Genomic DNA, 14275 nt, shown 5'->3' on the forward strand with positions numbered 1-14275 from the left:
TTTGAGGTTTTTGTATGGCTACTCCAACTAAAAAAGTGTTCTCGACAGTCGACGCGGCTGAACTGGTCAAGGCCGACAAGGCCCATCACATGCACGGCTATCACGTGTTCGACGAGCATGCCGAGCAGGGTTCGCTGAACATCGTCGCCGGCGACGGCGCCTACATTTATGACACCCAGGGCAACCGTTTTCTCGATGCCGTCGGCGGCATGTGGTGCACCAACATCGGCTTGGGCCGAGAAGAAATGGCCCTGGCCATTGCCGATCAAGTGCGGCAACTGGCGTACTCCAACCCGTTTTCCGACATGTCGAACAACGTGGCGATCGAGCTGTGCGAAAAACTCGCCAGCCTCGCCCCCGGCGACCTCGACCATGTGTTCCTGACCACTGGCGGCTCCACGGCGGTGGACACCGCGTACCGGCTGATCCAGTACTACCAGAACTGTCGCGGCAAGCCGGAAAAGAAACACATCATCGCGCGCTTCAACGCCTATCACGGCTCGACCACCTTGACCATGTCGATCGGCAACAAGGCCGCCGACCGGGTGCCGGAGTTCGATTACGCCAACCCGCTGATCCATCACGTGTCCAACCCCAACCCGTACCGCGCCCCGGATGGCATGAATGAAGCGCAGTTCCTCGAGTTCCTGGTCAAGGAATTCGAAGACAAGATCCTGTCGATCGGCGGGGACAAGGTCGCCGGCTTTTTCGCCGAACCGATCATGGGCTCGGGCGGGGTGATCATTCCGCCGAAGGGTTATCTCAAACGCATGTGGGACGTGTGCCAGCGCTACGACATCCTGTTCGTTGCCGACGAAGTGGTGACTTCGTTCGGGCGCCTGGGCAAGTTTTTCGCCTCCCTGGACGTGTTCGATGTGCAACCCGACATCATCACCACCGCCAAGGGCCTCACTTCTGCCTATCTGCCATTGGGGGCGTGCATCTTTTCCGACCGTATCTGGAAAGTCATCGCCGAGCCCGGCAAGGGCCGCTGCTTTACCCACGGCTTTACCTACAGCGGTCATCCGGTGTGCTGCACGGCGGCGCTGAAGAACATTGAAATCATCGAACGGGAAAACCTGCTGGCCCATGTCGACGATGTCGGCGGTTATCTGGAACAGCGCCTGGCCACGCTCAAGGATTTGCCGTTGGTGGGGGATGTGCGTTGCCAGAAGTTGATGGCCTGCGTGGAGTTCGTCGCCGACAAACGCACCAAGGCGCTGTTCGCCGATGAAATCAACATTGGCGAAAAAATCCATGTGCGGGCACAGGCCCGGGGCTTGCTGGTGCGGCCGATCATGCACCTCAACGTCATGTCGCCGCCGTTGATTCTCAGCTATGCCCAGGTCGACGAAATCGTCGAGATCCTGCGGGTATGCATCCTGGAAGTGGCGGCCGAGCTGGAGCAGAGCGGCCAGTATTTCGGGCAATGAGTCTTTCAGTCAGGCTTTTACCAAGGGCCTGCTCACCCGCTAGACTGCGGGGCATGAGCAAACCAGACGACGACACACTGATCGCAATGCCCTTCGGGGCCTTGCACAAATGGCATGAGGGCATGCGCGAGGCCTTCGCCCATGTCGACGAGCCTGACGCCCTGCAATACCTGGCGTCAGCATTGGCGCAGCTGGTGTCCATCGAGTCGATGATGATCAGCCTGGAGCGCAAGGACCGCGCGCCTCAGTTGCTGCACCAGCGCGGCATTGCCCAGGAATACCAGGTCTCGATTCTCGACCGCTATTTTTCCGGGGGCTACCTGCTCGACCCGTTTTGTCTGGCGGTGGAGCAAGGCTTGGCGCAAGGCTTCTATCACCTGGAGGAAATTGCCCCGGACAACTTCTTCGACAGTGACTACTACAAGTCCTACTACCTGAAGGCGGGTTGTTCGGAAGACAGCTACTACATCGTCGATACGGGCAACGACACCAAGATATCCGTCAGCCTGTTTCAAGGTTTCGGCGGTGAATGCCTGCAGGTCGAACAACTGAACCTGCTGCGCGCCGTCGAACCGCTGGTGCGCGAATTTGTCAGCGAGTTCAGTCAGCGCGGCCTGTTGCGCAATCACGAAATCCAAAGCGATAACGATCAAGGCCTGCGGGATGATCTCAAGCACCGGGTGCAGTCGGCCTTCGAGCAATTCGGGTGCGATGTGCTCACCGAGCGTGAGCGGGAAGTGGCGCACATGGTGCTTCGCGGTCACTCGGTGAAATCCACCGCCAGCCAGATGGGCATCTCCCCGGAAACCGTGCGCATGCACCGCAAGAATCTGTACCTGAAACTGGAAGTGGGGTCGCAGTCGGAGTTGTTTGCGCTGTTTATCGAGTGGTTGCGCAAGCACTGACCACAACACCAAGCCAATGTAGGAGCGAGCTTGCTCGCGAAAAAAATGAGAGCACCGCGTTTATCCAGAAAGCGCGCGCCATTATTCACGTCCATCGCGAGCAGGCTCGCTCCTACAGTCGTCAGTGGTTGTCCACAGAATCTGCGAACAACCTTGAGCCCTATGGGAGCGAGCTCGCTCCCACAGGTTTGTGGTCAGGCAGGAACCCTGCTCAAGATCAGTCTTCGCGTTTAACCACCAGGGTCAAAATGTCATAGCTGGCCACCAGCTCACCCAACTGATTGGTGACTTCCACGTCCCACGCCACCACCCCTTGCGGGACGCCTTGCGGGCTCTTTTTGCCCTGGTCGATTTTGCGTTTGCAGGTCAGGCGCGCCTGGATGGTGTCGCCGATGCCCACCGGGTTGATGAAGCGCAGGGTGTCCAGGCCGTAGTTGGCCAGCACCGGGCCGACACCCGGGGATACGAACAGACCGGCGGCGGCCGACAGCACGAAATAACCGTGGGCGATGCGCTTGCCGAACTGCGATTCCTTGGCGGCGATGTCGTCGAAGTGCATGTAGAAGTGATCCCCCGACAGGCAGCCGAAGTTCACCAGGTCCGCTTCGGTGACCGTGCGGCGGTGAGTCAGCAGCGACTCGCCGATCTGCAGGTCCTGGAAGTAACGGCGGAACGGGTGCACCTCGGTTTCGATGACTTTGGCGCCACGCACGTATTCACCGGTCACCGCCGCGAGCATGGTGGGCGAACCCTGTACCGCCGCGCGTTGCAGGTAGTGCTTCACCGCGCGCAGGCCGCCCAGTTCCTCACCACCACCGGCACGACCGGGACCGCCATGCTTGAGTTGCGGCAGCGGCGAGCCGTGGCCGGTGGACTCACCCGCGCAGTTGCGGTCCAGCACCAGCAAGCGCCCGTGCAATGCAGCGGCCACCGGAATGGCCTTGGCGGCAATCTGCGGATCCTTGGTCACCAGGCTGGCCACCAGGCTGCCTTTGCCGCGTGCGGCCAGGGCCAGGGCTTCGTCGAGATCGTCATAGGCCATCAGGGTGCTGACCGGGCCGAACGCTTCGATATCGTGAGCGCCGCCTTCGGCATGCGGGTCGCGAGCCTGCAGCAGGGTCGGGGCGAAAAACGCACCCTGGCTGACGTTCTCGCCGCGCGGTTCGAAGCCATCGCGGGCGCCGAACAGCATGTCGCTGCTTTGCAACAGCGCTTCCAGACGTTCGGCCACGTCTTTCTGCTGATCGTGGGACGCCAGTGCCCCCATGCGCACGCCTTCCACCGACGGGTCGCCGACCACCACTTTGGCCAGGCGATCGCGCAGGCGCGTGGCCACGGCGTCGATGTGTCTGGCCGGAACGATGGCGCGGCGAATGGCGGTGCATTTCTGCCCGGCCTTGGTGGTCATTTCCCGGGCGACTTCCTTGATGAACAGCTCGAACTCTTCGTTATCCGGGGTGACATCCGGGGCGAGGATCGCGCAGTTCAGCGAATCGGCTTCGGCGGTGAACGGCACCGAGTTGCGAATCAGGTTCGGGTTGACCCGCAGCTTGGCCGCGGTGTCGGCGGAACCGGTGAAGGTCACCACGTCCTGGCCTTGCAGGCGGTCGAGCAAATCGCCGGTGCCGCCGATGATCAGTTGCAGGCTGCCCGCTGGCAGCAAGCCGGACTCGTCCATCAGGCGCACCACGGCTTCAGTCAGGTAGCTGGTGGCGCTGGCCGGTTTGACGATGCACGGCATACCGGCGAGGAAACTCGGGGCGAATTTTTCCAGCATGCCCCAGATCGGGAAGTTGAAGGCGTTGATGTGCACCGCCACGCCGCCCCGAGGCACGAGGATGTGGGTGCCGGCGAAGGTGCCCATTTTGCTCAACTGCAGGGCTGGGCCTTCGTGGACGACGTTGCCCGACGGCAGTTCCCGCGAACCGAGACTGGCATAGGTGAACAGCGTGCTGTTGCCGCCTTCGATGTCGATCCAGCTGTCAGCGCGGGTGGCGCCGCTGTGGTGGGAGATTGCGTAGAGCTGTTCCTTGCGTTCGCTCAGGTACAGGGCCAGTGCCTTGAGGCGCTGGGCACGCTGCTGGAAATCCAGCGCCATCAGGCCGCTGACGCCTTGGCGGCGGCCGTGTTCGATGGCTTCGGCGAAGTCCGGGCGCTCTTCGTGGGTACGGGCGATTTCATGGCCATCGATGGCGCTGCGCAGGATTTGTGCGCCGTGTTGGCCGATCCAGCGACCGGCGATGAAACTTTGCAGGGTAGGGGCGTGGGACATGTTGTCTCCTTGAAAATAGTCGGGCTTGCCGCAGGCCCCTGTGGGAGCGGGCTTGCCCGCGATGGCTTGATTTCAGACGACATCAATGTTGAATTTGATGGCCTCATCGCGGGCAAGCCCGCTCCCACAGGGTTCAATGCAAATCTGTGGGAACGGGTTCAGAGCTGATCGAAATCCAGCACAACCTTGTCGCTGACCGGAAACGCCTGGCACGACAGCACATAGCCGGCGGCCACTTCGTAGTCTTCCAGGGCGTGGTTGCTGTCCATTTCAACTTCACCCTCGATGACCTTGCATTTGCAGGTCGAGCACACACCGGCCTTGCACGAGTAAGGCAGTTCGGCGCCCTGGGCGTTGCCGGCGTCGAGGATGCTCTGGCTGTTGCGTGGCAGGTCGAAGGCCAGGGCGCGGCCGTCGCTGATCACGGTGATCTGGCTGACGGCGGCGTCCACTTGGCGGGCGGCTTCGCGGGCTGCGCGTTTTTGCTGGCTGCCAGCGGCGGCGAACAGTTCGAAGTGGATGCGTTCAGGCGCCATGCCCTTGGTCTTGAGGCTGTCGCGCACGGTCTCGGTCATTTCCTGCGGGCCGCAGATGAAGGCGGCGTCGAGGGCTTTGACATCGATCCAGCGGCTGAACAACTGCTCGCACTTCTCGGCGTTGATCCGGCCGTTGTACAGGTCGACATCCTGCTGTTCACGGCTGAACACGAAGATCAGGTTCAGGCGTTGCAGGTAGCGGTTCTTCAAATCTTCAAGCTGTTCGCGGAACAACGCGCCGGAGCTCGAACGGTTGCCGTACAGCAGGGTGACGCGGCTGTGGGGCTCGGTTTCCAGGGTAGTCTTGATGATCGACAGGATCGGCGTGATGCCGCTGCCCGCCGCGACCGCCAGGTAATTGCCGTGGCGCGCCGGATCGAGTTCGACGCAGAAATGCCCGGCGGGCGGCATCACTTCAAGGCTGTGCCCGGCTTTCAAGTGTTCGTTGGCAAAGGCAGAAAAACGCCCACCGGCCACGCGCTTGATGGCGACACGCAGTTCGCCGTCGTTGACCCCGGTGCAGATCGAGTACGAGCGACGCACTTCTTCGCCGTCCAGTTGGGTACGCATCACCAGGTGCTGGCCCTGGGTGAAGTGAAAACTGTCCTGCAGGTGTTGCGGAATCTCGAAGGCGATGGACACCGCGTCACGGGTCTCGGTGCGCACGTCCTTGATGGTCAGGCTGTGAAATTTACTCATTGTTGTTCTCCAGCTGGGACGGCCGATCGCCGCTCAGATGCACTTGAAATAGTCGAACGGTTCCCGGCAATCGACGCAGCGATACAACGCCTTGCACGCGGTGGAACCGAACTCGCTGAGCACTTCGGTGTGCGCGCTGCCGCATTGCGGGCAGACGACCACCGGGCTTTCACCGAGCAGGCTGCGCTTGCTGGTGCTGCCCTCGGGCGGCGCGATGCCATAGGCGCGCAGGCGTTCCCGGCCGTTGTCGCTGATCCAGTCGGTGGTCCAGGCCGGGGTCAACCGGCGTTCCAGTTGCGGCGCCTGAAAACCGGCCTGCTCCAGCGCCTGGCGAATATCGCCTTCGATCACTTCGGTGGCCGGGCACCCGGAGTAGGTCGGCGTGACCACCACGTGCAGATGGCCGGCCTGCCAATCGAGATCGCGGACGATGCCCAGGTCGACCACGCTGACCACCGGCACTTCCGGGTCCATGACCTCGGCCAGGATCGCCCACGCAGCGGCCAGGTCGGTCGGTTGTGCCGGCCGGGCGCCGAGGTCGCTGGCGATCAGCTCACCAGGTTGCATCGGGGTACGCTCGTGGCAGGAATTGCATCTCGGCCAGCAGGATGCCCAGGTGTTCGGTGTGCAGGCCCTTGCGTGCATTGAGGTAGAAATAGCTGGGCGCGGCAGGCACGGGCAGGGTCGCGCTGGCGAAGATTTCGTTGACCCTGGCTTGCCAGGCGGCGGCGACTTGCGCGGTGTCCGGGGTGATACCGGCCGCGTGCAGACGCTGTTCGCTGTCATCGGCGCTGGTCAGTTCGACGGTGAAACGCCAGACCTCAGGGATCGCCGCGAGCATGCGTTTGTGGCTTTCCTCGGTGCCGTCACCCAGACGTTCGACCCACTCGCCGGAGCGGCGCAGGTGATAGGTGACTTCCTTCACGGCCTTGGCGGCAATCCCGGCAATACGCTCATCGCTGGACTGGCTCAGGCCGCTCAGCACTTGCAGGTGCCAGGCGTCATACAGGAACTGCTTGAGGATGGTCACCGCGTAGTCGCCGTTGGGTTGCTCCACCAGCAGCAGGTTGCGATAGGCGCGCTCGTCGCGACGGAACGCCAGGTCGTCGGCGTCGCGGCCGTCGTCCAGCAGTTCGGCGGCGTAGTCCAGCCAGTTGCGCGCCTGACCTACCAGGTCGAGGCCGACGTTCATCAGCGCCAGCTCTTCTTCCAGTGCCGGGGCCTTGCCACACCATTGGCACAGGCGCTGGCCCTGGATCAGGGCGCTGTCGCCGAGGCGCAGCAGGTATTCGATCAGATCGGTCTTGTTATTCATGGTCGACCTCACATGTGCCCGACTTCGGCCGGCAGCTCGTAGAAGCTGGCGTGGCGGTAAACCTTGTCGTCCGACGGATCGAACAGCGGGTCTTTTTCGTCAGGGGAGGAGGCGGTGATCAGCGCCGAAGGCACGACCCACAGGCTGACGCCTTCGCTGCGGCGGGTGTAAAGCTCGCGGGCGTTCTCGATGGCCATGGTGGTGTCGGCGGCATGCACGCTGCCGACGTGCTTGTGGTTGAGACCGTGCTTGCTGCGCACGAAAACTTCGAAAAGGGTCCACTCGGACATTTCAATTACTCCACATCAGGTGGCCGGATCAGGCGGCGTTCTTGTTTTGTTTTTTGCGGGCGTGGGCGACGGCGGCTTCGCGAACCCAGGCACCGTCTTCAATCGCCTTGCGGCGGGTGGCGACGCGTTCGGTGTTGCACGGACCGTTGCCTTTGAGCACTTCGTAGAATTCGCTCCACTGGATCTCGCCGAAATCGTAGTGACCGCGCTCGGCGTTCCACTTCAGGTCCGGATCGGGGCAGGTACAGCCCAGCAGTTCCAGTTGCGGGATGGTCTGGTCGATGAAGCGCTGGCGCAGTTCGTCGTTGCTCTGGCGCTTGATTTTCCAGGCCATGGACTGGGCGCTGTTGGGCGAGTGTTCGTCGCTTGGACCGAACATCATCAGCGAGGGCCACCACAGGCGGTTGATCGCGTCCTGAACCATGTCTTTCTGCGCCTGAGTACCGTGGCGCATCATGGTCAGGAGGATTTCGTAGCCCTGGCGCTGGTGGAAGCTTTCTTCCTTGCAGATACGCACCATGGCGCGGGAGTAGGGGCCGTACGAGGTGCGCTGCAAAACCACCTGGTTAACGATTGCCGCGCCATCCACCAGCCAGCCCACCGCGCCCATGTCGGCCCAGTTCAGCGTCGGGTAATTGAAGATGCTCGAATACTTGGCCTTGCCGCTGTGCAGCTTGGCGATCTCTTCATCGCGGTCGGCGCCCAGGGTTTCCATCGCGCTGTACAGATACAGACCGTGACCGGCCTCGTCCTGAATCTTGGCCATCAATTGCAGTTTGCGTTTGAGCGTCGGCGCGCGGGTGACCCAGTTGCCTTCGGGCAGCATGCCGACGATCTCGGAGTGAGCGTGCTGGGAAATCTGCCGGATCAGGGTTTGCCGGTAGGCATCTGGCATCCAATTCTTGGCTTCGATCTTGATTTCTGAATCGATTTTTTCCTGGAAGGCGCGTTCCTGATCGGACATTTCCGACAGGTCTTTGATGCGCTTTACGCCTGTTTCTACGAGCTGTGCGTACATTGGGGGTCTCCCGCCGTGAATCTGTTCGAGGGCATGGAGAACTTTATAAGCGATACGGAAATTAATATCAAACATAAAATGATGTGTCGCATTTGTTTTTTGTATCGCTTTGGAGGGGGAAGGCTTGGTTTTGGGGGGATATCCATTTCTTCGGTAATGGCGGCCGGCGGTTTCGCCTTGTGGTGAACCATTTGGAAGAACGCAACGCCGCCCCCTGTAGGAGCGAGCCTGCTCGCGATGGTGGATAACGATGACACGGGCTGCCTGAACGCCCGCGTTGTCCCGGTGTTTTTCGCGAGCAGGCTCGCTCCCACCGAAAAGCTGATAGGCGTACACCCAAAACAAAAAAAAGCCCCGCAAAAGCGGGGCCATAAGGGGTGCAGCAGTCATGCTTCAGTAGGTCATGCTTTCGGACGTTTATCCAATACGTGGCATGCCTTGCCTTCAGATCGCTTGATCGAGTGCAAAGGCTGCAAAACAATCCGCGAACTGATCCCGATATAGGTCTTGATGTGCTTGCTCAGCTCCCCGCAAACAGCCTTCTGCTGTTCGTCGCTCAAGTGCTGATGGTCGGCCTTCAACTCGACGTGCACATCAACGCTGTCCAGGTTGCCATGGCGATACAGATGGATCTCATAGCACTCGGCCAGCTGTTTGACTTTCAGCACCTGTTCTTCGATCTGCGTCGGGAACACGTTGACCCCACGGATGATCAGCATGTCATCGCTGCGTCCGGTGATTTTGTCGATGCGTCGCATCGGCCGTGCGGTGCCCGGCAGCAGGCGCGTCAGGTCGCGGGTGCGGTAGCGGATCATCGGCAGGGCTTCTTTGCTCAGGGAGGTGAACACCAGTTCGCCCATCTGCCCGTCCGGCAGTACTTCGCCGGTCACCGGGTCGATGATTTCCGGGTAGAAGTGGTCTTCCCAAATGGTCGGGCCGTCCTTGCTCTCGGCGCATTCCATGGCGACGCCCGGGCCCATGATTTCCGAGAGGCCGTAGATGTCCAGGGCGGTGATGCCCAGGCGGGTTTCGATGGCGCTGCGCAGTTCGGCGGTCCAGGGCTCGGCGCCGAAGATGCCCAGGCGCAATGCCAGTTTGTGCGGGTCGATGCCCTGGCGCTCGATTTCATCGGCGATGTTGAGCATGTAGGACGGCGTGACCATGATGATGTCCGGCTGGAAATCCTTGATCAGCTGCACTTGTTTCTCGGTCTGGCCGCCGGACATCGGGATCACCGTGCAACCCAGGCGTTCGGCACCGTAGTGCGCGCCTAGGCCGCCGGTGAACAGGCCGTAGCCATAGGAAATATGCACCTTGTCGCCGCGACGTCCGCCTGCCGCGCGAATCGACCGCGCAACGACGTTGGCCCAGGTATCGATGTCGTTCTGGGTGTAGCCGACGACGGTCGGTTTGCCGGTGGTGCCGCTGGAGGCGTGCAGGCGAACGATGTCATGCATCGGTACGGCGAACATGCCGTACGGGTAGTTGTCACGCAGGTCGGACTTGGTGGTGAACGGGAATTTCGCCAGGTCCGCGAGGGACTTGATGTCGTCCGGGTGCACGCCCAGGGCATCGAAACGCTGACGGTACAGCGGCACGTTCTCGTAGGCGTGCTTGAGGCTCCAGCGCAGGCGATCCAGCTGATGTTGACGCAACTCGTCGATGCTGGCGGTTTCCAGCGGGTCCAGCACAGGATCAAGCACGGATTGGGCAATTGGCATGTTCATGACTTCACTCGAATTGTTTTTGTGTTCCAGCCCCTGCGCACAGGGGCTTTGAGTGCATGACCCAAGGATACCTCTCGGCTCCCCGGGAATCGCGGTTCTTTAACGGGATAGACGCTCGATGATCAGCGCGATCCCTTGGCCGACGCCGATGCACATGGTGCACAGGGCGTAGCGACCTTGACGTTCTTCCAGCTCATGCAGGGCCGTGGTCACCAGGCGAGCACCGCTCATGCCCAGCGGATGGCCGAGGGCAATCGCGCCGCCATTGGGGTTGACCCGTGGGTCGGTGTCGCTCAAGCCCAGTTCGCGCATTACCGCCAGGCCTTGTGCGGCGAAGGCTTCGTTGAGTTCGATCACGTCCATGTCCGCCAGGCTCAGGTTGGCCAGCTCCAGCACCTTGCGAGTGGCCGGCACCGGGCCGATGCCCATGATGCGTGGCTCGACCCCGGCCGTGGCCATCGCCACCACCCGGCCCCGTGCAGTCAAACCGTGACGCTTGGCGACTTCCGGGCTGGCCAGTAACAGCGCGCAGGCACCGTCGTTGACCCCGGAAGCGTTGCCGGCAGTGATGCTGCCGCCTTCGCGGAACGGCGTGCCGAGTCTGGCCAGCTGTTCGAGGGTGGTATCGCCGCGTGGGTGTTCATCCTGCTCGACCACTTTGGCCGGGCCTTTGCGCTGGGGGATTTCCACCGCGACGATTTCCCTGGCCAGGCGCCCGTTAGCCTGGGCGGCAGCGGCGCGTTGCTGGCTGCGCAGGGCGAAGGCGTCCTGGTCGGCTCGGGAGATGTTGAACTGTTCGGCGACGTTCTCTGCGGTTTCCGGCATGGAGTCGATGCCGAAGGCCTTTTTCATCAGTGGATTGACGAAGCGCCAGCCGATGGTAGTGTCGAAAATTTCCGCCTGGCGGGAAAACGCCTGCTCGGCCTTGCCCATCACCATAGGTGCGCGGGACATCGATTCGACACCGCCCACCAGCATCAACCCGGCCTCGCCACTGCGAATAGCGCGGGCCGCCGTGCCGACCGCGTCCAGCCCCGAACCACACAGGCGATTGAGGGTGGTGCCGGGCACGCTGACCGGCAACCCGGCCAACAGCGCCGACATGCGCGCGACGTTGCGGTTGTCTTCGCCGGCCTGGTTGGCGCAGCCGTAGATCACGTCATCGACGCGGCTCCAGTCCACCTGCGGGTGACGGCGCAGCAGTTCGCGCAGCGGCACCGCGCCGAGGTCGTCGGCGCGCACGCTGCTCAAGACTCCGGCATAGCGACCGATCGGGGTCCGTACCGCATCGATGATCAGGGCGTCATTCATTCGGGTTCTCCTGCGTCAGCACCGGGCCGCGCACTTTGTAGGATTTGCCATGGAACAGGGCGATCAACTGGCCCTGCTGGTTTTCAATGCGTACGTCGTAGTTGCCGGTGCGACCCGAGCGGCTCTGCTCGGTGCAATCGGCGTTCAACGTGTCGCCCAGACGCGCCGGGGCGATGTAGTCGATGCTGCAACCGATGGCCACGGTGGCTTCGTTGTAGCTGTTGCAGGCGAAGGCGAATGCCGAGTCGGCGAGGGCGAACAGGTAGCCGCCGTGGCAGGTGCCGTGGCCCTGGAGCATGTCGGTGCGCACGGTCATGCCCACCCGGGCGCAACCGGGGCCGGCCGAAAGCAGGCGCATGCCCATGGCCTGGCTGGCGCTGTCACGCTGGAACAGCGCCTGGGCGCAATCGCTGGCCAGGGTCATGGCTTCATGGTTAGTCATGGAAATTTCTCCCTTCGGCGACCCGGCGGCGCAGCAACAGCGAAGGGCGATAGCGTTCTTCGCCATAACCGGCGTGAAGGTTTTCCAGCGTTTCAAGAATGTGCGACAGGCCAATGGCATCGGCCCAGGCCAGCGGGCCTTGCGGGTAGTTGACCCCGGCACGCATGGCCAGATCGATGTCGGCAGCTGACGCCACGCCTTGCAGCAGGGCATCGGCGGCTTCGTTGGCGAGCATCGCCACGGTGCGCAGGACCGCCAGCGCCGGACTGTCGCTGAGCAGGCTGACCTTGAAGCCGGCCCGTTGCAGCAGGGCCACGCCTTGTTCAAGGGCCAGTGGATCGATGCCCGCCGCGTAGCTGATGGCGATGCGCTGGGCCTTGCTGTAATCGAGGGTCAGATCCAGCAGGATCAGGTTGCGCAGCCCGTCTTCCCTGGCGCGCTGACAGGCCATGCGCCCGTCGCTCAAGGCCAGCACGGCGTCACCGACCCGCAGCAAGCCCTGACCATCACGCTGGATCACGTCGACGCATTGCGTACCAAGGCGTGCAAGCAAACCTTGGGCGATGCCCAGATCACCTTCGGCCACGCACGTCTCGACGGTCGCCGCGCTGCTGATTTCGGCAGGTTGCGGACGTTCGGCGCCTTGGGCGTAGCTGTAGAAACCCTGACCGCTTTTTCGTCCCAGTCGTCCACCGTCCACCAGTTCTTTCTGGATCAGCGATGGCAGGAAACGGGTGTCCTGGTAATAGGCATCGAACACCGAACAGGTCACGGCATAGTTGACGTCGTGGCCGATCAGGTCAGTCAGTTCGAACGCACCCATGGCAAAACCACCGGCCTCGCGCATCAACGCATCCAGGGTCGGGCAATCGGCGGCACCTTCCTGCAACAGGCGCAGGCTCTCGGCGTAGAACGGCCGGGCCACGCGGTTGACGATGAAGCCCGGCGTGGAACGGGTGTGCACCGGTTTTTTGCCCCAGGCTTTGGCGGTGTCGTACAGGCACTCGGCCAGGGTCGGATCGCTGGCCAGGCCGGAAACGATTTCCACCAGCGCCATGACCGGCGCCGGGTTGAAGAAGTGCAGGCCGAGCAGGCGATGTGGGTGTTCAAGTTGCGCGGCGATGCTGGTGATCGACAGCGACGAAGTGTTGCTGGCCAGGATGCAGTGTTCGCCGCAAATGCCTTCGAGCTGGCGGAACAGGGCGCGTTTGACCTCAAGATTCTCGACGATGGCCTCGATGATCAGCTCGCAATCGGCCAGCGCTTCAATGGCTTCCACTGCCTGCAGGCGGGCGATCGTGGCGCCGCGGGATTCGGCCGAGAGTTTGCCGTTCTCGACCCGTTTGCCCAGTTGCCGGTCGATGCCTTCGATGGCCTGGGCGGCGGCGCCGGGGCGGTTGTCCAGCAGCAACACCGGGTGACCGGCCTGCGCGGCGACCTGGGCAATCCCGGCACCCATGGCGCCGGCACCGATCACCGCGATGCGTGCAGTTGTATTCAATGCGGTCATGGCTCAGCGCCCCTTGAAACTTGGGGTGCGTTTTTCCATGAAGGCGCTGACGCCTTCGCGGTAGTCCTCGCTGCGCCCGGCCAGGCGTTGCAGATCGCGCTCCAGTTCCAGCTGTTCGTCGAAGCTGTTGCTCAGGCTGGCGTTGAGGCTGCGTTTGATCAGGGCCAGGCCGTAGGTCGGTTGGATGGCCAGGTGTTGCGCGAGCTTCAGCGCTTCGTCGCGCAGTTCGGCGTCTTCCACGCAGCGGTAGATCAGGCCCCATTGCTCGGCCTGTTCGGCGGTCAGGCGATTGCCGAGCAAGGCCAGGGCCTTGGCGCGCGCCATGCCGATCAGGCGCGGCAGGGTCCAGGTGCCGCCGGAGTCAGGGATCAGGCCGATCTTGCAGAACGCCTGAATGAAACTGGCTGAACGTGCCGCCAGCACCAGGTCGCAAGCCAGCGGAATGTTGGCGCCGGCACCGGCTGCCACGCCGTTGACCGCGCAGATCACCGGCATCGGCAGGTCGCGCAACTGGCGGATCAGCGGGTTGTAGAACTTCTCGATGGATTCGCCCAGGTCCGGCACGGCGCTGCCCGGTGCGACGTTGCGATCGCTGAGGTCTTGTCCGGCGCAGAAGCCACGACCTTCGCCGGTCAACAGCAGCACGCGCACGTCCGGGTTCTGCCGGACTTGCTTGAGCGCTTCCTTCACTTCGCCGTGCATCCGGGTGTTGAAGCTGTTGAGCTGATCTGGGCGATTAAGGCTGAGCAGGGCAACGCCGGCCTCGATGGAAAACAGAATGTGTTCGAAGTTCATGGTCTTGGCGCTCACTTGGGAG

Annotated in this window: 13 protein-coding genes; 2 read left to right on the forward strand and 11 right to left on the reverse strand. The window is 62.4% G+C overall.

Translation table 11 applies throughout. The features are described 5' to 3' along the window. Window positions 1-14 precede the first annotated feature (14 nt). A complete protein-coding gene (locus F7R06_RS09640; RefSeq protein WP_090323878.1) occupies window positions 15-1433 on the forward strand; it encodes an aminotransferase in 1419 nt (472 codons plus the stop codon). Continuing rightward, the gene (locus tag F7R06_RS09645; protein WP_090323876.1) at window positions 1430-2338 is read left to right on the forward strand and encodes a helix-turn-helix domain-containing protein; all 909 of its coding nucleotides are present in this window, start codon (window positions 1430-1432) and stop codon (window positions 2336-2338) included. The genes F7R06_RS09640 and F7R06_RS09645 overlap by 4 nt, the downstream gene beginning before the upstream one ends. A 217-nt stretch (window positions 2339-2555) precedes the next feature. Here the strand turns inward: F7R06_RS09645 and paaZ are convergent, their stop codons facing one another. From paaZ to paaG, 11 genes are all read right to left on the reverse strand, one after another. After that, window positions 2556-4610, reverse strand: coding sequence for a phenylacetic acid degradation bifunctional protein PaaZ (gene paaZ / locus F7R06_RS09650; protein WP_090323874.1), 2055 nt, complete (start codon window positions 4608-4610; stop codon window positions 2556-2558). 158 nt (window positions 4611-4768) lie between these two features. Next, on the reverse strand, window positions 4769-5845 hold the full coding sequence (paaE, locus tag F7R06_RS09660) for a 1,2-phenylacetyl-CoA epoxidase subunit PaaE (RefSeq protein WP_090323872.1): 1077 nt from the start codon (window positions 5843-5845) through the stop codon (window positions 4769-4771). A 33-nt stretch (window positions 5846-5878) separates the two neighbouring features. Then, the gene (gene paaD, locus F7R06_RS09665) at window positions 5879-6412 is read right to left on the reverse strand and encodes a 1,2-phenylacetyl-CoA epoxidase subunit PaaD (RefSeq protein WP_090323870.1); all 534 of its coding nucleotides are present in this window, start codon (window positions 6410-6412) and stop codon (window positions 5879-5881) included. Beyond that, window positions 6399-7160: a 1,2-phenylacetyl-CoA epoxidase subunit PaaC gene (paaC, locus tag F7R06_RS09670; RefSeq protein ID WP_090323868.1), complete on the reverse strand. Its 762-nt coding sequence runs from the start codon at window positions 7158-7160 to the stop codon at window positions 6399-6401. Before paaC ends, paaD begins: the two co-directional genes overlap by 14 nt. Before the next feature lie 8 nt (window positions 7161-7168). After that, window positions 7169-7450, reverse strand: coding sequence for a 1,2-phenylacetyl-CoA epoxidase subunit PaaB (gene paaB / locus F7R06_RS09675; RefSeq protein WP_007943393.1), 282 nt, complete (start codon window positions 7448-7450; stop codon window positions 7169-7171). A gap of 28 nt (window positions 7451-7478) precedes the next feature. Next, window positions 7479-8468 carry a 1,2-phenylacetyl-CoA epoxidase subunit PaaA gene (paaA, locus tag F7R06_RS09680; RefSeq protein WP_090323867.1) on the reverse strand — a complete coding sequence of 330 codons (990 nt, stop codon included), beginning with the start codon at window positions 8466-8468 and terminating at the stop codon, window positions 7479-7481. A 401-nt stretch (window positions 8469-8869) separates the two neighbouring features. After that, on the reverse strand, window positions 8870-10195 hold the full coding sequence (gene paaK / locus F7R06_RS09690; RefSeq protein WP_090323865.1) for a phenylacetate--CoA ligase PaaK: 1326 nt from the start codon (window positions 10193-10195) through the stop codon (window positions 8870-8872). Window positions 10196-10294: 99 nt separating this feature from the next. Beyond that, a complete protein-coding gene (gene pcaF, locus F7R06_RS09695) occupies window positions 10295-11506 on the reverse strand; it encodes a 3-oxoadipyl-CoA thiolase (protein ID WP_090323863.1) in 1212 nt (403 codons plus the stop codon). Further along, entirely contained in the window at window positions 11499-11948 is a 450-nt protein-coding gene (paaI, locus tag F7R06_RS09700) for a hydroxyphenylacetyl-CoA thioesterase PaaI (RefSeq protein WP_090323861.1), read from the reverse strand. Before paaI ends, pcaF begins: the two co-directional genes overlap by 8 nt. Then, window positions 11941-13458: a 3-hydroxyacyl-CoA dehydrogenase PaaH gene (gene paaH, locus F7R06_RS09705; RefSeq protein ID WP_090323859.1), complete on the reverse strand. Its 1518-nt coding sequence runs from the start codon at window positions 13456-13458 to the stop codon at window positions 11941-11943. The genes paaI and paaH overlap by 8 nt, the downstream gene beginning before the upstream one ends. Before the next feature lie 3 nt (window positions 13459-13461). After that, window positions 13462-14253 (reverse strand): 2-(1,2-epoxy-1,2-dihydrophenyl)acetyl-CoA isomerase PaaG, encoded by a 792-nt coding sequence (gene paaG, locus F7R06_RS09710; protein ID WP_090327461.1) that lies wholly within the window; start codon window positions 14251-14253, stop codon window positions 13462-13464. Window positions 14254-14275 lie beyond the last annotated feature (22 nt).

The sequence above is a fragment of the Pseudomonas moorei genome (assembly GCF_008801475.1).
GTDB classification, from domain to species: domain Bacteria; phylum Pseudomonadota; class Gammaproteobacteria; order Pseudomonadales; family Pseudomonadaceae; genus Aquipseudomonas; species Aquipseudomonas moorei.

Coding starts and splice junctions, on each gene's coding strand:
- paaD (WP_090323870.1), bottom strand. CDS start 6,412: ATGCAACCTGGTGAGCTGATCGCCAGCGACCTCGGCGCCCGGCCGGCA.
- F7R06_RS09640 (WP_090323878.1), top strand. CDS start 15: ATGGCTACTCCAACTAAAAAAGTGTTCTCGACAGTCGACGCGGCTGAA.
- pcaF (WP_090323863.1), bottom strand. CDS start 11,506: ATGAATGACGCCCTGATCATCGATGCGGTACGGACCCCGATCGGTCGC.
- paaB (WP_007943393.1), bottom strand. CDS start 7,450: ATGTCCGAGTGGACCCTTTTCGAAGTTTTCGTGCGCAGCAAGCACGGT.
- paaA (WP_090323867.1), bottom strand. CDS start 8,468: ATGTACGCACAGCTCGTAGAAACAGGCGTAAAGCGCATCAAAGACCTG.
- paaH (WP_090323859.1), bottom strand. CDS start 13,458: ATGACCGCATTGAATACAACTGCACGCATCGCGGTGATCGGTGCCGGC.
- paaE (WP_090323872.1), bottom strand. CDS start 5,845: ATGAGTAAATTTCACAGCCTGACCATCAAGGACGTGCGCACCGAGACC.
- paaK (WP_090323865.1), bottom strand. CDS start 10,195: ATGAACATGCCAATTGCCCAATCCGTGCTTGATCCTGTGCTGGACCCG.
- F7R06_RS09645 (WP_090323876.1), top strand. CDS start 1,430: ATGAGTCTTTCAGTCAGGCTTTTACCAAGGGCCTGCTCACCCGCTAGA.
- paaG (WP_090327461.1), bottom strand. CDS start 14,253: ATGAACTTCGAACACATTCTGTTTTCCATCGAGGCCGGCGTTGCCCTG.
- paaI (WP_090323861.1), bottom strand. CDS start 11,948: ATGACTAACCATGAAGCCATGACCCTGGCCAGCGATTGCGCCCAGGCG.
- paaC (WP_090323868.1), bottom strand. CDS start 7,160: ATGAATAACAAGACCGATCTGATCGAATACCTGCTGCGCCTCGGCGAC.
- paaZ (WP_090323874.1), bottom strand. CDS start 4,610: ATGTCCCACGCCCCTACCCTGCAAAGTTTCATCGCCGGTCGCTGGATC.